The sequence below is a fragment of the Microbacterium sp. genome (assembly GCF_047606685.1).
Classification (GTDB): Bacteria; Actinomycetota; Actinomycetes; order Actinomycetales; family Microbacteriaceae; genus Microbacterium.
The window spans coordinates 17,762-38,041 of the sequence record NZ_JASGEC010000038.1 but is presented as its reverse complement, the minus strand read 5'-3'; the positions used below and the strand labels follow the sequence as shown (position 1 = coordinate 38,041).

Here is a 20,280-nt window from a genome sequence, read left to right as displayed (position 1 = left end):
TCACGGCCGCGTCGCCGTGTACTCGGTGACCTCGACCGATGTGGCCTGGCCGAGCCGGTCGAGCGTCTCGCGCACCGCGTCCATGCGCGGGTCGGGCGACGCGTCGAGCATCCGCGCCGTGTCGCTGTAGTGGTCCATCCAGTGCGCGCGCGCCGCGAGGTCGTGGAGGGCAGGCAGCGGATCGGCCGTGCGCTGCGCCACGAAGCTGTCGGCCGAGCCCACGCCCACAGCCGAGCCGCCGTGCGCGAGCGCGGCCACCGGATCGTCGGTGTGGCGCACGTCGACCGACAGCACCGACGTGGGCAGTTCGGCCTGCACGGGCGACCCGAACGAGACGACCGTCTTCACGTTGTACTCGCGCTCCATCGCGAGGCGGTTGGCAACCATCGCGCCCTGCGAGTGGCCGACCTGGTGCAGGGTGTCGCCCGGGCGGGCGCCGGCTTGGCGCAGCGCGTCGCGCACCGACTCGTACGACGCCGACCGCTTGCCGTCGTAAAGCTGGGTGTTCGAGGTCCAGTCGAACGCCGTGCCGCCGCGCGTGCCGGCCACATACACCACGAACTCGCGCGAGCCGCCGGGCATCGTGTGGCGCTCGACGCGGATGCTCGCATCGCCGGGGATGCGGCGCGCCGCCTGCTCGAGCGAGGTGAGCGGCGCTCCCTCGCCGCGCGCGACTCTCGTCACCGTGACCGGGTCGGATCGGCCGGACAGCCGCGCGTCGGCGCGCACCAGGCCGCGGTCGGCGATGCGCAGGCCGATGCCGAGGCCGGCCACACCGCTCGCGGCCGCGAGCCCGAGGCCGGGGATGGTGCCGTTGCCGAGCGCCCACGCTTGCACGATGATCTCCCACGGCATCCGCAGGTCGTACGCCGCGTCGGCGACGCCCAGGCCGAGCGCGTCGCCCGGGTGCTCCGCCTCCAGCTCGCGCAGCCGCGCGTCGTACGCGGCGATCTCGGCGGGGTCTGTGGCCGCGAGACGGAGCGCGGAGAGCTCGGCGTGCTCATAGCGGGCGGCGGCCAGCCGCAGCCGCCCGCCCACCTCGGCCACGCGCTCGCCGGCCACGCCGACGCCGATCGTCAGGGCGGAGGCGTCCACCGAGAGCATCCCGCGCAGCTCGGCGTCCACGTCGCCGAGGAGCAGCGTCGCGGCACGGCCGAGCTCGACGGCCTCGTCGAGCCCGGCGCGCAGCGCGTCGAGCTCGGCCGCCGCCTGGCGCAGGGTCGCCGAGTCCACGGCGACCACCGCGCCGTGCCGGATGTCGACCTCGTCGTCGCTCACGAGCGCCACATTCTGGTGACCAGGATGCTGTGCTGCCGCGCGGCGTCCTGCGCGAGCGCGCACGCGCGCTCGCGCAGGCGCACGACCTCGTCGCGCACGCGGTCGAGGTCGTCGTGGAACCCGGAGGCGGCGTCGGACTGCCAGTCGGTCGCATCGGCCGCCCGCCCGAGCGCCGGCGCGGCCTCGTCGAGGGTCGCCACGAGCGCCTCGAGGCGGAGCACGGCGTTGCGCGCGGCATCCATCAGCCAGGTCTCCGGATTCACCGCACCAGCCTCGCCCGCCCGCGACCGCCGGCGGCGCGGTGGGCGGGAAACCGCGAACGACTCGTCCGCAGCGAGAGGCTGTGCAGGAACAGACGGCGCGCAAATCCGGGCGGCACGGCACAATGGTGTGCATGCCCGCGCCCGCCGTCCAGCCCTTCCGGGTGGTCTTCGTGTGCACGGGCAACATCTGCCGGTCGCCGATGGCGGAGGTCGTGTTCCGCGCCCTGGCCGAGGCCAGCGGGCTGGGAGACCGCGTGGTGTCCACCAGCGCAGGAACTGGCGACTGGCACGTCGGCGAGCTCGCCGACCAGCGCACGATCACCGCCCTCCAGCGCCGTGGCTACGACGGCCGCGCGCACCGCGCGCGCCAGTTCAGCCACGACGCGTTCGCCGCCAACGACCTCGTGATCGCGCTGGACCGCAGCCACGCGCGCATTCTGCACGGCTGGGCGCAGTCGGTGGACGAGTCCGACAAGATCGCGCTCCTGCTCTCGTACGACCGCGCCGCCGGTGGCGCGCTCGATGTGCCCGACCCGTACTACGACGGCGCGGCGAAGTTCGACGAGGTGCTCGGTATGATCGAGAGCGCGAGCCGAGCGCTCTTCCGCCAGCTGGAGCCGGCCCTTCGCTGATCCGCCGCTGGACACACACTCCCGGAGCCTTTTCGTGACCTCGCTGCCCCCGCAGCCGCTCAGCCCTCTCGACGGGCGCTACCGCGCCGCCGTCGCCCCGCTCGCCGACTACCTCTCCGAGGCCGGCCTCAATCGCGCCCGCGTCGAGGTCGAGGTGGAGTGGCTCATCGCGCTCACCAACAAGCGCCTGTTCGGCTCCGAGCCGCTGGATGACAGCGACATCGACCGGCTGCGCGCGCTGTACCTCGACTTCGGTCAGAGCGAGATCGACTGGCTCGCCGAACGGGAGGCTGTCACCCGCCACGACGTGAAAGCCGTCGAGTACCTCGTGCGCGACCGCCTGGCGGCCCTCGGCCTCGACGCGATCGCCGAGCTGACCCACTTCGCGTGCACGAGCGAGGACATCAACTCCACCGCGTACGCGCTCACCGTGCAGCGCGCGGTGAGCCGCGTGTGGCTGCCCGCCCTCGAGGGCGTCATCGCCGACCTGCGCGCGCTGGCGGCAGAGCATCGGGATGCCGCGATGCTCGCCCGCACGCACGGCCAGCCGGCCACCCCGACGACGATGGGCAAAGAGCTCGGCGTGTTCGCGTGGCGGCTCGAGCGCGTCGCCGAGCAGGTGCGCGAGACCGAGTACCTCGCGAAGTTCTCCGGCGCGACCGGCACCTGGTCGGCGCACCTCGCGGCCGACCCGGCCGTGGACTGGCCGACGCTGTCGATGTCGTTCCTGGAGACCCTCGGGCTGACGTTCAACCCGGTCACCACCCAGATCGAATCGCACGACTGGCAGGTCGAGCTGTACGACCGCGCGCGGCACGCGGGCGGCATCCTGCACAATCTCGCGACGGATGTCTGGACGTACATCTCCCTCGGCTACTTCTCGCAAATCCCGGTCGCCGGCGCGACGGGCTCGTCGACGATGCCGCACAAGATCAACCCGATCCGCTTCGAGAACGCCGAGGCGAACCTCGAGATCGCCGGCGGGCTGTTCGCGACGCTGGCGGCCACCCTCGTCACCTCGCGCCTGCAGCGCGACCTCACCGACTCGACCACGCAGCGCAACATCGGCGTCGCGTTCGGGCACTCGCTGCTCGCCCTCGACAACCTGCGGCGCGGCCTCGGCGAGATCTCACTCGCCCAGCCGGTGCTCGACGCCGACCTCGACGCGAACTGGGAGGTGCTCGGCGAGGCGATCCAGACTGTCGTGCGCGCCGAGATCGTGGCCGGCCGCTCGCGTATCAGCGACCCGTACGCGCTGCTGAAGGAGCTCACTCGCGGCCGTCGCGTCGGCGCCGCCGAGCTCGCGGAGTTCGTGCGCGGCCTCGACATCGGCGACGCCGCGAAGCAGCGCCTGCTCGCGCTGACCCCCGCCGCCTACACGGGCCTCGCGGCGAAGGTAGTCGACTGGCTGGAGTGACGCCCGGCATCCCCCGCCCCTGCCCGCCCGCACTCGTGGGGCTTGCCCAAATCTCCTGATCTCGCGCACTCAGGCCGATAACGCGGCAAACGTCCTGAGCACGCGAAATCTCCTGATCTGGGCAAACGCGACGAAGGGGCGCGAGGAAAGTCACGACAAGGAGGGATGCCGCGGCGCGCAGACGGCGGAGGGATGCCGCGGCGCGGCGCTACGGCGAGCGCGCGGGGCCCGGGGAGTCCGGCGCGTCGCCGGCCTGGTCGTCGGGGTCGTCCAGCAGCACCGGGCGGTCGATCTGCTTGCGCACTTGCGCCGGATCGACAGCAAGGATCAGCAGCGCGATCGTGACGAGCGTCACGATGAACGCGATGCCGGCGACCACGCCGCCCACCATCAGCGCGCGCATCGGCTTGGTCAACTCGCCCTCGGCGACCTGGCCGGCGCTCTGGAAGGCCCCCATAGACACCGCCGTCACGATTCCCGCGAACAGCGCGGCGCCGAAGGCCAGCCCGAGCAGTTGCACAGGCCGCATGAGCTCTCGGCGGGTGGGCTTGTCGGTCACGCGCCCTCCTCTGAGGTGGTCGTGCGCCGCGGCGAGAACGCCGCGATGCCGAGGTAGACGGCCACGATCGCCGCGTAGGCGCCGAAGAGGCCGACCGCGATCGTGGTGCCGGTGAGCGTGAATTGCCCCGCCTCGTCGATGACGTAGTCGAGGCTGTAGCCGGCCGGGACGATCGCGACGGCCGCGGCGAGCACCAGCCCGAGGCCGCCGACGACGATCGCGTCGCGCGACTCCGAGCGACGCTGCGCGTCGTCGGGGTCGAGCAGCTGGCGCTCGCGCCATCCCTCGATCAACTCGACCACTCCGGCCACCGCGGACCACGCGATGACGACCGCGAAAAACACCGGTGTCGTCCGCCACGCGGGCACGCCGCCGAACATTCCGGCGATGAGCGTCACGACCGCCAGCGCAGCGACGGGCCACCGCCGCCCCGCCGGATACGCCATCCACGCCCCGAACCCGAGCACGAGCGCCGTGGCGACGGCGAAGCCGCTGAACACCGCGAGCCCGAGCGCCGCGGAGTGGTCGGGCGAGAAGGTGATCATCACCGCCGCGATCGCGGCCAGCGCCGCCCGCAGCAGCTGCACGCCGGGGACGACGAGCCGCGGAGCGGCGCTCGCGGGCGCGCTCGTCGCGGTGTTCTCAGGCACAGGCATTTCCAGTTCAGCGGAGGGATCGCCTCACAGTCTACGGTCGTCGGGCCCGTCGGCACGCGCCATCGCGCGGGCGAGCAGTTTCCGAGAAGCGCGCGTCGTCAGCCGCACGTGCGCTGAGTCCCATGACCTCGAAGACGGATGCCGCGACCGCCCCCGCGGGGGGCCACATCGCCGACTCGCACGCCTCGATCCGCGTCACGGGCGCACGCGAGAACAACCTCAAGGGTGTGAGCCTCGCGCGATGCCCCCGTTCGCGAACGCGTCTCGCGCCTCGCGCTACAGATACCCGCAGTCGCGCCAGCGAATAACACGCGCGAATGCGGGCATCTGTAGCGCGTGAGCGTGAGGCCCGCAGAATACTGGCGCGAATGCGGGTTGCTGTAGCGCGAGAGCGCGTGAGCGCGTCAGAGGCCGAGGCGCTCGGCGAAGTCCGGCGCCCCGGGTTCGAAGCGCGAGAGCGCGGGGATGCCGGCGAACGCGCGGTCTGCCAAGGCGACGCCGCGCACGTGATCGCGACGTTGCACGGCTGCCGCGAGCGCCGCGTCGAACACCCCCAGCCGCTCGTGCCGGCGGAACAGCTCCATCCCGCGGGCGAAGTCGTCGTGGCCGACCGACACGAGCGGCGCGAGCAGGTCGCCGTAGCGCTCGGCGAGCTGCGCGACATAGATCGCTGTGCGCACGAGCGAGGCGACCGACACCCCGCGGGCGCGGGCGCTGCGATCCAGGCCAGACGCTCGCGCAGCTCGGCGTCGATGAGCACTTGAAGCCGCTCCGCCTTCATGCTCATACAGGAGCAGGTTTTTTCACTGTCAGCGGTCCGCGCGCGGGTCGAGGTGCAGCAGCGAGGCTTGCGCGTCCTCTTCCCGCAACTCGAACTCGAATCGGGAGCGATCGCCGCGGTGGTGCGCGATGAAGAACTCGATCACCCGGCCGCTCGCGTCGCGACTGACGCTGCGCAGGCGCAGCAGGGCCGTGCCCGCGCTGACCCCGAGCAGCAGCGCCTGCGCGTGCGAGGCGACTGTCGCCTCGGCCGAGCGCACGCCGGTGGTCGCCCGCACGCCGTGATCGGCCAGCAAGCGGTAGAGCGAGGCGTCCGACAGGTCGGCGCCGAACGTCACGCGCCCGACCTCCTCCGGCATCCACACGGTGGCAAGCGCCCACGGGTCGTGGTCGACGATGCGCAGCCGCTCGAGCACCACCACGGGTGTGCCGGGCTCGAGCCCGAGCGCCTCCGCCACGTCGGCCGAAGCGGGCTCGATCTCGTGGCGCAGCACGTCGCTGTGCACGTGGCCGCCCCGGCGCTCGACGTCCTCGTACAGGCCGACCAGCGTGTGCACGAGGTTCTCGTTGATGCGCGGCCGCGCCACGAATGTGCCCTTGCCCTTGACGCGCTCGACGACGCCCTCGTGCTCGAGCTGGGCGAGAGCCTGCCGCACGACGGTCCGCGAGATGCCGTACTGCTCGCACAGCCGGTGCTCGCCCGGCAGCAGGTCGCCCGGCCGCATCCCGTCCCGCGAAATGCCGTCGATGATCAGGCGGCGCAGCTGGTCGTACATCGGCGCGGCCGACTGGCGGTCGATCGCCGCGGAGAAGGCGCCGGCCGCGGCCATCTCAGTACGCCACCCCGGCGTGCAGGATGACGTTCGCGTAGGGCGTGAACTCGCCCGAGCGCACGAACGCGCGCGCCGACCGCGTGCGGGCCTTGAACTCGACATGCGGAACGAGCTCGATCTCGAACCCCATTCCGGCGAACCGCTCGCGCAGCGCCGCCAGCACGTGCGGGCTGTGCTCGGCGACCTCGGCGGAGACGGTCGCTCCCTCGACGACGAGCTCGCCGAGCACGGTGTCGAGCACGTCGAGGAACGCGGGGGCGCCGGGGCGGTACGCGAGGTCGATGCGCTCGCTGCCGGGCGGGATGGGCAGGCCGGCGTCGGTGACGACGATGAGGTCGGTGTGCCCGGTCTCGCTGATGACGCGCGAGAGCGCCGGGTTGATCGTGGTGCGCGTCCGCCTCACGGGTGGCTCCTTTCCGGAAGGGATGCCGCATGCTCGGCGAGGAAGGAGTCCACCCGGTCGCTGGCGGGAAGGCTCGGCGACGCGCCGCGGGCGGTCACCGTGAGCGCGCCCGCCGCGTTGGCGCGCACGACCGCGTCGGCCAGCTCGGCGCCCGACGCGAGGGCGGCGCCGAGATAGCCGGCGAAGGCGTCGCCCGCCGCCGTGGTGTCGACCGGGTCCACCGGGAACGGCGGGAACAGCCGCACGAGGTCGGGGGTCGCCAAGAGAGACCCAGAGCCGGCGAGCGTGATGATCGCGGCCCCCGCGCCGCGGTCCAGGAACCACCGCGCGGCGCGCTCGGCCGAGGCCGGGTCGGTCACCTCGACGCCGGTCAGCAGGTGCGCCTCGGTCTCGTTCGGGGTGACCACGTCGACCGACGGCCAGATCTCGTCGGGAAGGGCGACGGCCGGGGCAGGGTCGAGCACGACAGCGAGGCCGCGCGCGTGCGCGGAGCGGATGGCGTGCATGGTCGGCTCCACGGGGGTCTCCAACTGCGTCAGCAGCACGGCGGCGGTGTCGGCCAGCTCGTCGAGGGCCGCGTCGATCTGCTCGATGCTCAGGGCCGCGTTGGCCAGCGGGACCATGACGATGTCGTTCTGCGCCGACGCGTCGACCCGGATGTGCGCGATGCCGGTGGGGCCGGGGACGGTGCGCACGTACGAGATGTCGACGCCCGCTGCGGCGAGGGAGTCGACGATCAGGTCGTGGAAGAGGTCGCTGCCCACGCACGCGACGAAGCTCGTCTCGGCGTTCGCCAGGCCCGCCGCCACCGCTTGGTTCGCGCCCTTGCCGCCCAGCACGAGGGTGAAGTCGTCGCCGTGGATCGTCTCGCCCCGGGCCGGCAGCCGTTGCGAGAAGGTGGTGAGGTCGGCGGTGACGCTGCCGACCACGACGACTCCCGTTCGGGCCGGGTTGTCGGGTCCGGAGGAAACGGCGGCCATCACGCCTCCCGGTGGTCGACGACGCTGTTCCCCCTCACACTAATGGAGCCGTGGCCTGTCACGACAGGCTCGCCGGCCGCCGGCGGGCGTCGCGCAGCCAGCGTTCGACGCCGGCGACATGCGCGCTCGCCAGCGCCGTCGCCCGCTCCACATCGTGGCTCGCGATCGCCGCGACGATCGCGGAGTGCTCGCTCAGCGTCCGCTCCACGGCCCCGGCCTCGGTGACGCCGCGCCACACCCGCGCGCGCACGGTGTGGCTGATGAGGCTCTCGGTGAGGCTGGCCAAGTACCGATTGCCGGCGAGCTCGACGATGGCTCGGTGCAGGCGGATGTCGTGCTCGACAAGCGTCGGGAGGTCCGTGTCGCGGGCGACGGCGTCGACTTCGCGCTGCAGCGCCTCCACGTCGGCGCCCGTCGCCCGGGCAGCGGCGATGCCGGTGGCCTGCGACTCCAGGATGCGGCGCACCTCGAAGACCTCCAGGAGCGACTCGCCGTCGCGCAGGTCGGCGGCGAACGAGACGGCCTCCAGCAGCAGGCCGGGCTCGAGGCTCGTGACGTAGGTGCCGTCGCCGCGCCGCACATCGAGCAGCCGGATCACCTCGAGCGCCTTGACGGCCTCGCGCATCGAGCTTCGCGAAAGCCCCAGCCGGGCGGCGAGCTCCTTCTCGGGCGGCAGGCGGTCGCCGGGCCCGAGCTCGCCGGCGGCGATCATCGCCTTGATCTTCTCGATCGCCTCGTCGGTCACGGCCACGGTGTCATGCTAAGCGCATGCGCGTGCTCGACAGCCATCTGCACCTCATCGACCCGGCCGTGCTCTCGTACGACTGGCTCGACGACCGGCTTCGTCGGCGGTTCGGGCCGGAAGAGCTCGCGCGCGCCACGGCCGCCGCGCCGACGGCCGAGCGCCGCGCGTTCGTCGCCGTGCAGGCGGAGTGCGCCCCCGAGCAGTCCCTCGCCGAGGTCGACTGGCTCGTCTCCGTGGCGGCCGACGCGGCCATCGTGGGCATCGTCGCCCGCGCCCCGCTCGAGCGCGGCGAGCGCGTCACGGAGGCGCTCGACGAGCTGCGCTCCCGCCCGCTCGTGGTCGGGGTGCGGCGGCTGCTGCAGTCCGAGCCGGACGGATTCTCGGCCACGCCGGAGTTCCGCGCCGGCGCGCAGGCCGTGGCGGAGGCGGGGCTCGTGTTCGACGCGTGCGTGCGCGACCGCCAGTTGCCGCACGTGATCGCGCTGGCCGACGCGCTGCCCGAGCTGCGCATCGTGCTCGACCACCTCGGCAAGCCCGCCGTGGGCTCGGCGGAACGCCCGAAGGGGCCGGATGCCGCGTGGCTGCGCGATGTGCGCGCCCTCGCCGAGCGGCCGAACGTGGCCTGCAAGGCGTCGGGGCTGCCGGCGGAGTCGGCCGGGGGCTGGGCGCCGGCGCAGCTGCGCCCGTTCCTGGACGCTGCGCTGGACGCGTTTGGCGCCGACCGGCTGCTGTTCGGCGGCGACTGGCCGGTGTCCGAGCCGTACGGGACGTGGGCGCGCTGCGTCGCGGAGTGGACGGCAGGCCTGTCGGCGGCGGAGGCCGACGCCATCCTGTGGGCGAACGCCGAGCGCGTCTACCGGATCGCGTGACCTACTGCGGGCGCAGTCGCAGGCCCGACATGCCGCCGTCGACCTCGACGAACGTTCCGGTCGTCGAGCCGGCCGCGGGGCTCACGAGGTAGAGCACCGCCGCCGCCACCTCGTCGGCGGTCACGAGCCGCCCGTGCGGCTGCCGCGCCTCCAGCGCCGCGCGCTCGGCCACCGGGTCGGGCGCGGAGTCGAGGAGTCGGCCGATCCAGGGCGTGTCGGCGGTGCCCGGGCACACCGCGTTGACGCGGATGCCTTCGCGCACGTGGTCGGCGGCCATCGCCCGGGTCAGCGCGACGACCGCGCCCTTGGACGCGCTGTACAGCGCGCGCTGCGGCAGCCCGGCGGTCGCCGCGATCGACGCCGTGTTGCACACGGCCGCGGCGGGCGAGGAGCGCAGCCACGGCAGGGCCGCGGAGGTCACCCGCGCGATGCCGGTGACGTTGATGGAGAGCACGCGCGCCCACTCCGCGTCGTCGTTCGCTGTGATGTCGCCTTGCGCGCCGATGCCGGCGTTGTTGACCACGATGTCGAGTCGGCCGAACCGCTCGGCGGCGGCGCGCACGGCGGCGTCCACGCTCGCCCGGTCGGACACGTCGGCACAGAACGCGGCGAACCGCTCGTCCACGCCTGCCGGGTCGAGATCGAGCACCGCCACACGCGCCCCGGCGCGGTGCAGGCGCGCGGCGATCGCCGCGCCGATGCCCGACGCGCCCCCCGTGACAACCGCCGCGAGCCCCTTCAGCTCCTGCGCCGGGGTGGCCGGGTCGCGGTCGGATCGCATGCTGCTCCTGCGGGTCGGCGAGTGTCGTCGTGGGATCGTTGACAGTATAGACATCCGATGTTTACACTGCGATGGTTCGTCGGCTGTCGCCGCGCAGAAGGGGCTCGCCGTGACCCGCATCGTCGGTCTGGAAACCAGCGACATCCGCTTTCCCACGTCGCTCAGCCTCGACGGCTCTGACGCGATGAACCCCGACCCGGACTACTCCGCCGCGTACGTGCGCGTCGTGACCGACGCCGAGGACGACATCGAGGGCCACGCGTTCGTGTTCACGATCGGCCGCGGCAACGACGTGCAGGTCAGCGCGATCTCGGCGCTTGCCGACCACCTCGCAGACCGCGAGCTGGAGCCGCTGCTGGATGACATGGGCGCGATCTGGCGAGAACTCGTGGGCGACTCGCAACTGCGGTGGCTCGGCCCCGAGAAGGGCGTCATGCACATGGCGATCGGCGCCGTCGTCAACGCCCTGTGGGACATCAAGGCCAAGCGCGCCGGCCTGCCGCTGTGGCAGCTGCTGGCGCGCATGTCGCCGGAAGAGCTCGTCTCGCTCGTCGACTTCCGCTACCTGACGAACGCGCTCACGCCCGACGAGGCGCTCGGCATCCTGCGCGCGGCCGAGCCGGGGCGCGCGCGGCGCGAGGCGGAGCTGATCGAGACCGGCTACCCCGCCTACACGACCACGCCGGGATGGCTCGGCTACTCGGACGAGAAGCTCGCCCGGCTGTGCCGCGAGGCCGTGGCCGACGGGTTCGGGCAGGTCAAGCTCAAGGTCGGCGCCAACCTCGACGACGACATCCGGCGCTTGCGCATCGCCCGCGAGGTGTGCGGGGCGGGCTTCCCGATCGCGATCGACGCCAACCAGCGCTGGGAGGTCGCCGAGGCCATCGCCTGGGTGAGAGCGCTCGCCGAATTCGACCCGGCGTGGATCGAGGAGCCGACAAGCCCCGACGACGTGCTCGGCCACGCCGAGATCGCGCGCGCGGTCGCGCCGGTGCCGGTGGCCACGGGCGAGATGGCCCAGAGCCGCGTGGTCTTCAAGCAGTTGCTGCAGGCGCGCGCGATCGAGGTCGTGCAGATCGACGCGGTGCGCGTGGCGGGCGTCAACGAGAACATCGCCAACCTGCTGCTGGCGGCGAAGTTCGGCGTGCGGGTGTGCCCGCACGCCGGCGGCGTCGGCCTGTGCGAGGCGGTGCAGCACCTGTCGATGTTCGACTTCGTCGCCGTGAGCGGCACGAAGAAGGGCCGGGTGATCGAGTACGTCGACCACCTGCACGAGCACTTCGTGAACCCCACCGTCGTCCGCGACGGCGCGTACCAGGCCCCGCTCGCCCCGGGGGCGGGCATGGAGATGCGGGCCGCCAGCCGCGCGGCGCACGAACGGCAGGGTGCGCGTGTGGCCTCCTGACCGGCTGACGGCGCTCGGCTACGGCGCCGCCAACGTCGGCAATCTCTTCCGCCCGCTCACGGACGACGAGGCCTGGGAGGTCTTGGAGGCGGCGTGGGAGTGCGGCATCCGCTACTTCGACACGGCGCCGCACTACGGGCTCGGGCTCTCCGAGCAGCGGCTCGGGGCCTTCCTGCGCACGAAGCCGCGGGCCGAGTACGTCGTCTCGACCAAGGCCGGCCGCCTGCTGCGGCCGAACCCCGACCACGACGGCGAGCTCGACCTGGACAACGACTTCCACGTGCCGGCGGCGCTGCGGCGCGTGTGGGACTTCTCGGCGGCGGGCATCGGCGCGAGCGTGGACGAGTCGCTGGAGCGGACGGGCCTCGACCGATTCGACATCGTCTACCTGCACGACCCCGAGCGCCACGACCTCGGCCGGGCGATCGCCGAAGCGCTGCCCGCGCTGGTCGCGCTGCGCGGGCAGGGCCGCGTCGGCGCGGTCGGCGTCGGCTCGATGGTGACGGCGGCGATCGCCGCGACGGTGGAGGCAGCCGACCTCGACGTCGCCATGATCGCGGGCCGCTACACGCTGCTCGAGCAGCCGGCGGCCGCCGACGCGCTGCCCGCGTGCCGCGCGACATCCACCGACGTCGTGACCGCGTCGGTCTTCAACTCGGGCCTGCTCGCCAGCGCCCGGCCGAGCCGCGACGGGCGCTACGAGTACGGCCGACTGCCCGACGAGCTGTGGGAGCGGCTCACCCGCGTCATCGCGGTGTGCGACGCGCACGGCGTGCCGCTGCCGGCCGCCGCCCTGCAGTACACGCTGCGCGACGACCTCGTGCGCTCGGTCGTCGTCGGCGGCAGCCGCCCGGCCCAACTGCGGCAGAACGCCGAGCTCATGGCCGCGCCGATTCCCGACGCGCTGTGGCGCGAGCTCGCCGCCACCGGCCTCATCCCCGCCGACCCCGAAAAGTGAAGGACCCCGCATGCTCGAAGGAATCCACCCGCTGCTGACCGGCGAGTTGCTGCGGCACCTCGACGAGATGGGCCACTCCGACGCGGTCGTGGTCGCCGACGCGCACTTCCCCGCCGCCGCCGTGGCCTCACGGCTCGTGACGCTGCCGGGCACGACGACGCCCGACGTGCTGGCGGCGATCCGCACCGTCGTGCCCCTCGACGACGCGCCGGCGCTCGACCTGATGGCGTCGGCCGACGGCGCGGTGCTCGACGTGCAGCGCGAGCTGATGGCGGCCGCCGGCGCCGACGAGGCGGCGACGCGGTTCGTCGACCGCTTCGACTACTACGACCTCGCGCGAGCCGCGTTCGTCATCGTGCGCACGGGCGAGACCCGGAAGTACGGCAACGCGCTGCTGCGCAAGGGCGTGGTCGGGCACCCCTCCGCGTGACTGTCGTGCTGTTCGCTCGCAGAATGGAAGGCGGGGCGCTAGTGCATCGCGATCGTGCGGACGGCGTGGACGCCGTCGCGGATGAAGCGGTTGGCATGCGCGGCGAGGTCGTCCGAGTCCTCCCACAGGTTGCGCCAGACGCCGAGCGTGTTGCTCAGCTGCTCGCTCACCACGGCCGAGCTGAACGACTCGAACACGACGGGGCCGTCGAACCCGACCCGGTCGAGCGCGCGGAAGAAGCCGTCGAAGTCCACGGTGCCGGTGCCGAGGTACCCGCGGTGGCTCTCGCCGATGTGCACGTAGCCGAGCCGGTCGCCCGCGTCCAGCACCGGCTGCCACATGTCGGACTCCTCGATGTTCATGTGGTACGTGTCCAGGTGCAGCGAGACGTTGTCGGAGCCGACGCCGTCGACAAAGCGCAGCCCGCCGCGCGCGGTGTTGAAGACGTTCGACTCGTAGCGGTTGACGACCTCCAGGCAGAGGCGGATGCCGCGCTCGCGCGCCCGGTCGGCGAGCCGCGCCAGCGCCGCCTGGCTGTTCGCGACGCCCGCCGGCGTCGTCGGCGCCATGTACTTGCGCATCGCCGAGTAGATCACCCCGCACAGCACGCCGCCGCCCATCGCGGCGACGTGGTCGAGGCATCCCTCCAGCATCCGCTCTCCCGCCTTCACCGCCGCGGAGTCCTCGCTCGTCAGGTCCGTGGCATCAGTCAGCCCGAGCGACGCCGTCACCTGCAGGCCGTTGTCGGCGACGAGGCGCCCCGCGAGCGCCGAGTCGAAATTGTCGGGGTCCATCAGCGGCAGCTCGATGAGGTCGAATCCCGCCGCGGCGGTTCCCTCGATCGCGCGGCGCAGGCCTGCCTCGTCGAAGACTCCGGTGAACACAAGGCCGTGGGCGCCGATCAGCATGGCTCTCCTTCGAGTTGTCGCGGCTGTGATCAAGATGTTATTACAGGTCTTTCCTCCGGCGCAGAGTGTTAGATACATTTGAGTACAACTTGAACCGCGATGCCGCGCCATACCTCCAACGAAGCAGGTGAACCAGTGACCGACCCCATCCTCAAAGTCGAGGGGATCAGCAAAGGATTCCCGGGCGTGCAGGCCCTGAAGGACGTGCACCTCGACGTGTACGCGGGCGAGGTGCTCGTGCTCGTCGGCGAGAACGGCGCGGGCAAGTCCACCCTGATGAAGATCCTCTCCGGCATCTACCAGAAGGACGAGGGCACGATCACCTTCGAGGGCAACGAGGTCGAGATCACCAGCCCCCTGCAGGCGCAGCAGCTGGGCGTGACGATCATCCACCAAGAGTTGAACCTCATGCCCGACCTCACCGTCGCGCAGAACATCTACATCGGCCGCGACCCGACAACCGGCCCGTTCCTGGCCGAGGCGAAGCTCAACCGGCAGACCAAGGAGTTGCTCGACCGGCTCGGCATCAACCTCAACCCGCGCCAGCTCGTGGGCGAGCTCACCGTCGCCAAGCAGCAGATGGTCGAGATCGCGAAGGCGCTCTCGTTCAACGCCAAGGTGCTCATCATGGACGAGCCGACGTCGGCGCTCACCGACAGCGAAGTAGAGACGCTGTTCACGCTCATCGACCAGCTGCGCGCCCGGGGCACCGGCATCGTCTACATCTCGCACCGCATGGACGAGCTGCGCCGGCTCGCCGACCGGGTCACGGTCATCCGCGACGGCACCTACATCGGGTCGCTGACCAAGGAGGAGATCAACGTCCCCCGGATCATCGAGATGATGGTCGGCCGGCCCATCGACGAGGGAGCGCGCCCGACGGCGCGCGAGCACCAGAACGACCCGGTCGTGCTCGACGTGCAAGGGCTGACCACGAAGGCGCTGCTCAAAGACGTCTCGTTCCAGCTGCACAAGGGCGAGATCCTCGGCTTCGCGGGCCTCATGGGCGCGGGGCGCACCGAGACCGCGCGGGCGCTCATCGGGGCCGACCCCCGAGACGGCGGCACGATCTCGGTGGCCGGGCGCGAGGTGCGCATCCAGCAGCCGGCCGACGCCGTGCGGCTGGGCATCGGCTACCTCAGCGAGGACCGCAAGCTCCTCGGTCTCATGCTCGAGCAGGACGTCACGTTCAACACCGTGCTGGCCTCGCTGAGCCGCTACGCCAACGCGATCGGCTGGATGTCGGACGGCAAGGCCAAGGGCAAGACCAAGGACTACGTCAAGACCCTGCGGGTCAAAACCCCCTCGATCAACCAGATCGTCAAGCTCCTCTCCGGCGGAAACCAGCAGAAGGTCGTCATCGCGCGGTGGCTGCTGCGCGACTGCGACGTGCTGATCTTCGACGAGCCCACGCGCGGCATCGACGTGGGCGCCAAGGAGGAGATCTACCGCGTCATGCAGCAGCTGGCCGAGGACGGGAAGTCGATCATCGTCATCTCGTCGGAGCTGCCCGAGATCCTGCGCGTCGCCAATCGCATCGTCGTGATGGCCAACGGGCGGATCATGGGGACGCTGCGCAACGAGGAAGCAAGTCAGGAGAAGATCATGCAGTTCGCCGCACACGGAGAGGAAGACGAATGAGCAGCCCTCAGGGACCGTCGACGACGACGGTCATTCAGCAGGCCGTCGAGGAGGACTCCTCGTCCGGAGGGATCGTCGGGCTTCTCAAGCGCCAGCTCCAGCAGTCGCTGGCGTTCGGGACGCTCATCGTCCTGATCGTGTTCTTCTCGATCTTCGGGCCGAACTTCTTCACGTGGAGCAACATCTCCGGCATCCTGCTGGCGACCGCCGTGATCGGCATCCTCGCCCTGGGCACGACCTTCGTGATCATCACGGGCGGGATCGACCTGTCGATCGGAACCGGCATGACGCTGTGCGCGGTCATGACGGGCGTCTTCATCACGAAGATGGGGCTGCCGATGTGGATCGGCGTGATCGGCGGCGTCCTGACCGGAGTGGTGATCGGGCTCATCAACGGCCTGAACATCACGTTCTTGAACCTGCCCCCGTTCATCGCGACCCTCGCGATGATGATGATCGCGCAGGGCCTCGCGCTGATCATCTCGGGCGTCGCGCCGATCTACTTCTCCGGCTCGGCCCCCGACTTCAAGCAGATCGCGCTGGGAACGCTCATCCCCGGCTTGCCGAACGCGGTGCTGATCACCCTCGCGTTGGCGCTGGTGGCCTTCCTCGTGCTGAACAAGACGCTGCTCGGCCGCTTCACGTTCGCGATCGGCTCCAACGAGGAGGCAACGCGCTTGTCAGGGGTCAACACGCGCCGCTGGAAGATCCTGATCTACATGTTCGCGGGCGCCTTCACCGGCATCGCCGGCGTCGTGCTGGCCGCGCGCCTGGACTCTGCGCAGCCGCAGCTCGGGCTCGGGTACGAACTGCAGGCGATCGCGGCCGTGATCATCGGCGGCACGTCGCTGCTCGGCGGCCGGGGCTCGATCCTCGGCACCGTGATCGGCGCGCTCATCATGAGCGTTCTGATCAATGGCCTGCGCATCATGTCGATCCAGACCGAGTGGCAGAACGTCGTCACCGGCATCGTCATCCTGATCGCCGTCTTCTTCGACTCGCTGCGCAACCGGTCGAAGACCTGACGCGACACAGACCTGTCGGCGCGAACAGTGCCCGGCGCCGACACGGGCCGCACGGCCCGTCGAGGGCACACAACACCAAAAAGGTCCAACCCACAGCCGACTGACGTCGGCCCACACAGAGCAATGGAGTTCACATGAGGTATCGCAGAAGGGCCGCGATCGTCGCGGCCGCTGCAGCGGCGGCGCTCGTCTTCGCCGGCTGCGCGCAAAGCGGCGGCGAGACGGGCGAGGGCGGCGCTGGCACCGAGTCCGGCGACAAGATGTACATCGCCCTCGTCTCGAAGGGCTTCCAGCACCAGTTCTGGCAGGCCGTGAAGAAGGGCGCCGAGGAGAAGGCGGCAGAGCTCGGCGTCGAGATCACCTTCGAAGGCCCGGCCGCCGAGACCGAGGTCGACGCCCAGCTGCAGATGCTGCAGACGGCCATCGACAAGGGGCCCGACGCCATCGGCTACGCGGCGCTCGACCCCGAGGCGTGCATCCCGCTCTACGAGCAGGCCGAGGAGAAGAAGATTCCGATCGCGCAGTTCGACGCCCCGTGCGACAGCGACTACGGCGCCAACCTGTCGGCGACCGACAGCCTGAAGGCGGGCGCGCTGGCCGCACAGCACATGGCCGAGCTCATCGGCGACTCGGGCAAGATCGCGATCGTCGGCCACAGCCAGATCAACTCGACGGGTGTCGAGCGCCGCGACGGCTTTGTCAACGAGATGAAGGACAACCACCCCAACATCGAGATCGTCGACATCCAGTACGGCGACGGCGACCACCTGAAGTCGGCCGACATCGCCAAGGCGATGCTCGCGGCGCACCCCGACCTCAAGGGCATCTACGGCACCAACGAGGGCTCGGCGATCGGCGTCGTGAACGCGGTCAAGGAGCTCGGCCTGGAGCCGGGCAAGGTCACGATCGTCGGCTTCGACTCCGGCGCCGCGCAGGTGAACGCGATCAAGGACGGCACGATGGCCGGCGCGATCACGCAGGACCCGATCGGCATCGGCAAGTCTGTCGTGGAGTCGGCGTACAAGCTGGCCAAGGGCGAGACCGTCGAGGAGTTCATCGACACCGGTTCGTACTGGTACGACAAGACCAACATCGACGACCCGGAGATCGCCGCGGTGCTGTACGAGTAACAGCGCCTCCGCGCCAGAGCGCCCCTCGCCGTCCGGCGAGGGGCGCTCTGCGTCACCCGGGCAGATCGAGCAGGCGCGCGGGGTTGGCCGTGAGCATGGAGGCGACGATCTCCTCGCCCAGGCGCTCGCGCAGGCGCGGCAGGTAGCGCTCGCCGAGGTACGCGAGCCCCGGCATCCCTCCGTACGCGACGTAGCGCGTGCGGCGCGCGACGTCCCCGCCCAGCACGACGCGCCCGACCGCGCCGAGCGCGACGACCCGCTCGGCGAGCTCGAGCAGTTCGGCGTCGCTGCGGGTGCGCGGGCGGGCGAACCCGTCGTAGCCGAGATACGCGCCGCGGGCGGCGAGCTCGGCGTGCAGGCCGGGGTCGGGGTCGCGGTCGGCGTGCGCGAGCACGACCCGGTGCGGCGCGACGCCGCCGTCGGCGAGCAGATCGAGCACCTCGTGCGCAGCGGTGCAGAACTCGAGGTGCACCATGACCGCAGCGCCCGTCGCGACGTGCGCGGCCGCCACGGCGTCGAGCGTCTCGTGCTCGAACGGAGAGATCCGCCAGTAGTCGATGCCGGCCTTGAGCAGCCCGGCCCGCACGGGGGGACCCGACGGCGACGCGGCGACCGCGCTGTGGTCGCCGCGCAACACGGCCGGCTCGTCGCGCGGCATCCCGTCGCGCACGTCGGCGACCAGCCGCTCGGTGAGCCGGGCCATCCCCCACTCGCGCAGGGGGTGGGATGCCGCGTAGTGCGCCTCGCGGTGGCGCCCGGTCGTGGCGACGACCCTCAGCCCCGTCGTCGCGCTCGCCCGGGCGATCGCCTCGGCGTCGCGGCCGAGGCCCAGCGGCGTGGCATCCACCATCGCGGCGAAGCCGCTGTCGCGCAGCGCCGCCGCCTCGCGCGTGGACGCCTGCTCGTCGTCGAGCTCGTCGCCGGGAAGCAGCGGCGAGACCTGGAAGAGGTGCTCGTGGTAGTTCGTCGCGCCGAGCGTCTCGGGGGCGACGTCGCCCAGCACCGTGCGGATCATCGCGTGGTCGCCGCCGCGGCCGCGAGCTCGTCGACGAGCTCGGGGGTGAGGCGCAGGTCGAAGACGTCGGCGACGACCTGCGACCAGCCGTGGATGAAGTAGCGCCAGCCGTCCACCACCGTCAGCGCGTGGCGCTCGGCGTCGGCCACGGCCTGGTGCAGGAACTCCAGCGACCCGCGGTAGTTGAACTCCCACGCGAAGCCCGCGTCGGGAAACCGCACGCCGTCGGGCAGCGGAGAGCCGGGGCGGTCCTTGCCGAGGCCGGTCGCGTTGGCGACAACCGACCCGGGCGGCAGCGACGCGACGAGCGCGGCGGACTCGTCGGGCGACCCGACGCGCGCGTAGCGGATGAGCCCCTCCGGCGTGCCGCGCTGGTCGTGGATGGCGCGCAAGTCGTCGAGCTTGTGGTCGTTGCGGGCCGTCACGGTGACTCGGGCCGGCTGCTCGGCGCGCTCGGCGAGCGCCCAGCTCAGCGCCGTGCCCGACCCGCCGGCGCCGAGGATCAGCACCTCCGCGCCGGTGGCGGCGAAGTGCCCCGCCGGCAGGAAGTCGTCGAGCGAGCTGGCGACCGTGATCGGGTCTTTCGCCTGGCCGACGAGCCGGTCGCCGCGCTTGGAGATGCTGGAGATCTCGCGGCACGAGACGGCGAAGTCGTCGAGGTCGTCGAACAGGTCGGATGCCGCGGCGTACACGTTCATCTTGTGGGTCGTCACGAGCGCGCCGCGATGGTGCTCGTCGTCGCGGATCTGCTCGACCATCGCGCGATACTGCTCGCGCGTCGCGTCCAGCGGCAGGTCGTGGCCGACGAGCCGGTCGGTGGGAAGGCCGAGGATGCCGGCCCACAGCGGGAAGACGGCGTTGATCGACGACGCCGCGGTGCTGACGCCGACGAATCCCATGTAGTCGGCGGCCATCAGGCATCCTCTCCTTCGCGCACGCTTCGAAGCGCCCGGGCGAACAGCGCGGCACGGCGCTCGATCTCGGCGTGGTCGCCGGCGGCGAGCGCGGCGCCGGGCACCAGGTCGCCGCCCGCGCCCACGGCGATCGCGCCGGCGGCGAACCACTCGGCGAGGTTGCGCGGTGTGACGCCGCCGGTCGGCATGAGCGGGATGTCGGGGAACGGCCCGCGCAGCGCCTTCAAGTACGCCGGGCCGCCCAGCGACGCGGGGAACACCTTGACGACGTCGACGCCGAGCGCCGTGGCGGCCATGACCTCGCTCGGGGTGAGCGCTCCCGTCATCGAGACCGCGCCGGTGGCGCGCATCGCCTCGGCGACCTGCGCGGTCGTGCCGGGGCTCACGAGGAACGCGGCGCCCGCGTCGGCGGCTTCCCGCGCCTGCGCGGGCGTCGTGACGGTGCCGGCGCCGACGTAGGCGTCGGGATGGCGCCGCAGCGCCTCCGCGATGACGTCGGCCGCGTCGGGCGTCGAGTACGTCACCTCGATGCCCGTCACGCCTCCGCGCACGAGCGCGGCGATCGCGTCGAGAGCGGACGCCGCGTTGGGAGCGCGCAGCACGGCCAGGACGCCGGCGGCCCGCGCCGCGTCGAGGGTCGACGGAAGTGTCGTCATGG

At 71.8% G+C, this 20,280-nt stretch carries 23 protein-coding genes; 9 read left to right on the top strand and 14 right to left on the bottom strand.

Annotated elements, in window-relative coordinates; translation table 11 throughout:
* Together QM611_RS04115 and QM611_RS04110 are read right to left on the bottom strand one after the other, a co-directional pair.
* On the bottom strand, window positions 1-1,278 hold the full coding sequence (locus QM611_RS04115; RefSeq protein ID WP_415078631.1) for a hypothetical protein: 1,278 nt from the start codon (window positions 1,276-1,278) through the stop codon (window positions 1-3).
* Window positions 1,275-1,541, bottom strand: a complete 267-nt coding sequence (locus tag QM611_RS04110) for a hypothetical protein (RefSeq protein ID WP_415078630.1) — start codon at window positions 1,539-1,541, stop codon at window positions 1,275-1,277. Before QM611_RS04110 ends, QM611_RS04115 begins: the two co-directional genes overlap by 4 nt.
* Before the next feature lie 131 nt (window positions 1,542-1,672).
* On the opposite strand from QM611_RS04110, the gene QM611_RS04105 reads away from it, so the two are divergent.
* Together QM611_RS04105 and purB are read left to right on the top strand one after the other, a co-directional pair.
* The gene (locus QM611_RS04105) at window positions 1,673-2,173 is read left to right on the top strand and encodes a low molecular weight protein-tyrosine-phosphatase (RefSeq protein WP_415078629.1); all 501 of its coding nucleotides are present in this window, start codon (window positions 1,673-1,675) and stop codon (window positions 2,171-2,173) included.
* 34 nt (window positions 2,174-2,207) lie between these two features.
* The gene (gene purB / locus QM611_RS04100; RefSeq protein ID WP_415078628.1) at window positions 2,208-3,590 is read left to right on the top strand and encodes an adenylosuccinate lyase; all 1,383 of its coding nucleotides are present in this window, start codon (window positions 2,208-2,210) and stop codon (window positions 3,588-3,590) included.
* 208 nt (window positions 3,591-3,798) lie between these two features.
* Here the strand turns inward: purB and QM611_RS04095 are convergent, their stop codons facing one another.
* From QM611_RS04095 to QM611_RS04065, 7 genes are all read right to left on the bottom strand, one after another.
* The gene (locus QM611_RS04095; RefSeq protein WP_415078627.1) at window positions 3,799-4,149 is read right to left on the bottom strand and encodes an amino acid transporter; all 351 of its coding nucleotides are present in this window, start codon (window positions 4,147-4,149) and stop codon (window positions 3,799-3,801) included.
* A complete protein-coding gene (locus QM611_RS04090; protein WP_415078626.1) occupies window positions 4,146-4,805 on the bottom strand; it encodes an acyl-CoA synthetase in 660 nt (219 codons plus the stop codon). Before QM611_RS04090 ends, QM611_RS04095 begins: the two co-directional genes overlap by 4 nt.
* Before the next feature lie 404 nt (window positions 4,806-5,209).
* Window positions 5,210-5,485, bottom strand: coding sequence for a hypothetical protein (locus QM611_RS04085; RefSeq protein WP_415078625.1), 276 nt, complete (start codon window positions 5,483-5,485; stop codon window positions 5,210-5,212).
* A 129-nt stretch (window positions 5,486-5,614) separates the two neighbouring features.
* Window positions 5,615-6,415: a GntR family transcriptional regulator gene (locus QM611_RS04080; protein WP_415078624.1), complete on the bottom strand. Its 801-nt coding sequence runs from the start codon at window positions 6,413-6,415 to the stop codon at window positions 5,615-5,617.
* 1 nt (window position 6,416) lies between these two features.
* Window positions 6,417-6,821 (bottom strand): D-ribose pyranase, encoded by a 405-nt coding sequence (rbsD, locus tag QM611_RS04075; protein WP_415078623.1) that lies wholly within the window; start codon window positions 6,819-6,821, stop codon window positions 6,417-6,419.
* On the bottom strand, window positions 6,818-7,801 hold the full coding sequence (locus QM611_RS04070) for a ribokinase (RefSeq protein WP_415078622.1): 984 nt from the start codon (window positions 7,799-7,801) through the stop codon (window positions 6,818-6,820). Before QM611_RS04070 ends, rbsD begins: the two co-directional genes overlap by 4 nt.
* 58 nt (window positions 7,802-7,859) lie before the next feature.
* On the bottom strand, window positions 7,860-8,552 hold the full coding sequence (locus tag QM611_RS04065; protein WP_415078621.1) for a FadR/GntR family transcriptional regulator: 693 nt from the start codon (window positions 8,550-8,552) through the stop codon (window positions 7,860-7,862).
* Between the two features lie 17 nt (window positions 8,553-8,569).
* Between QM611_RS04065 and QM611_RS04060 the strand changes: the two genes are divergently transcribed.
* Window positions 8,570-9,415: an amidohydrolase family protein gene (locus QM611_RS04060; protein ID WP_415078620.1), complete on the top strand. Its 846-nt coding sequence runs from the start codon at window positions 8,570-8,572 to the stop codon at window positions 9,413-9,415.
* Window position 9,416: 1 nt separating this feature from the next.
* Here QM611_RS04060 and QM611_RS04055 read toward each other — a convergent pair whose 3' ends face one another.
* Window positions 9,417-10,196 carry an SDR family NAD(P)-dependent oxidoreductase gene (locus QM611_RS04055; protein ID WP_415078619.1) on the bottom strand — a complete coding sequence of 260 codons (780 nt, stop codon included), beginning with the start codon at window positions 10,194-10,196 and terminating at the stop codon, window positions 9,417-9,419.
* A 109-nt stretch (window positions 10,197-10,305) separates the two neighbouring features.
* Here QM611_RS04055 and QM611_RS04050 point away from each other — a divergent pair, with 109 nt between their 5' ends.
* From QM611_RS04050 to QM611_RS04040, 3 genes are read left to right on the top strand one after another with little or no spacing between them, the layout of a single operon-like run.
* Window positions 10,306-11,601 carry an enolase C-terminal domain-like protein gene (locus tag QM611_RS04050; protein ID WP_415078643.1) on the top strand — a complete coding sequence of 432 codons (1,296 nt, stop codon included), beginning with the start codon at window positions 10,306-10,308 and terminating at the stop codon, window positions 11,599-11,601.
* Window positions 11,582-12,559: an aldo/keto reductase gene (locus QM611_RS04045; RefSeq protein WP_415078618.1), complete on the top strand. Its 978-nt coding sequence runs from the start codon at window positions 11,582-11,584 to the stop codon at window positions 12,557-12,559. The genes QM611_RS04050 and QM611_RS04045 overlap by 20 nt, the downstream gene beginning before the upstream one ends.
* Window positions 12,560-12,569: 10 nt before the next feature.
* Window positions 12,570-12,989 carry an RbsD/FucU family protein gene (locus QM611_RS04040; protein ID WP_415078617.1) on the top strand — a complete coding sequence of 140 codons (420 nt, stop codon included), beginning with the start codon at window positions 12,570-12,572 and terminating at the stop codon, window positions 12,987-12,989.
* A gap of 38 nt (window positions 12,990-13,027) precedes the next feature.
* Here QM611_RS04040 and QM611_RS04035 read toward each other — a convergent pair whose 3' ends face one another.
* Window positions 13,028-13,897, bottom strand: coding sequence for a sugar phosphate isomerase/epimerase family protein (locus QM611_RS04035; protein WP_415078616.1), 870 nt, complete (start codon window positions 13,895-13,897; stop codon window positions 13,028-13,030).
* Between the two features lie 135 nt (window positions 13,898-14,032).
* Between QM611_RS04035 and QM611_RS04030 the strand changes: the two genes are divergently transcribed.
* From QM611_RS04030 to QM611_RS04020, 3 genes are all read left to right on the top strand, one after another.
* Window positions 14,033-15,538: a sugar ABC transporter ATP-binding protein gene (locus QM611_RS04030; RefSeq protein ID WP_415078615.1), complete on the top strand. Its 1,506-nt coding sequence runs from the start codon at window positions 14,033-14,035 to the stop codon at window positions 15,536-15,538.
* The gene (locus tag QM611_RS04025; protein WP_415078614.1) at window positions 15,535-16,563 is read left to right on the top strand and encodes an ABC transporter permease; all 1,029 of its coding nucleotides are present in this window, start codon (window positions 15,535-15,537) and stop codon (window positions 16,561-16,563) included. Before QM611_RS04030 ends, QM611_RS04025 begins: the two co-directional genes overlap by 4 nt.
* 134 nt (window positions 16,564-16,697) lie before the next feature.
* Window positions 16,698-17,693: an ABC transporter substrate-binding protein gene (locus QM611_RS04020; protein ID WP_415078613.1), complete on the top strand. Its 996-nt coding sequence runs from the start codon at window positions 16,698-16,700 to the stop codon at window positions 17,691-17,693.
* A gap of 52 nt (window positions 17,694-17,745) precedes the next feature.
* Here the strand turns inward: QM611_RS04020 and QM611_RS04015 are convergent, their stop codons facing one another.
* Genes QM611_RS04015 through QM611_RS04005 form a run of 3 tightly spaced genes read right to left on the bottom strand, consistent with a single transcriptional unit; the run spans window position 17,746 to window position 20,278 of the window.
* Entirely contained in the window at window positions 17,746-18,708 is a 963-nt protein-coding gene (locus QM611_RS04015; RefSeq protein WP_415078612.1) for a phosphotriesterase, read from the bottom strand.
* Window positions 18,705-19,622 carry a shikimate dehydrogenase gene (locus tag QM611_RS04010; protein WP_415078611.1) on the bottom strand — a complete coding sequence of 306 codons (918 nt, stop codon included), beginning with the start codon at window positions 19,620-19,622 and terminating at the stop codon, window positions 18,705-18,707. Before QM611_RS04010 ends, QM611_RS04015 begins: the two co-directional genes overlap by 4 nt.
* Window positions 19,622-20,278: a bifunctional 4-hydroxy-2-oxoglutarate aldolase/2-dehydro-3-deoxy-phosphogluconate aldolase gene (locus QM611_RS04005; protein ID WP_415078610.1), complete on the bottom strand. Its 657-nt coding sequence runs from the start codon at window positions 20,276-20,278 to the stop codon at window positions 19,622-19,624. Before QM611_RS04005 ends, QM611_RS04010 begins: the two co-directional genes overlap by 1 nt.
* Window positions 20,279-20,280 lie beyond the last annotated feature (2 nt).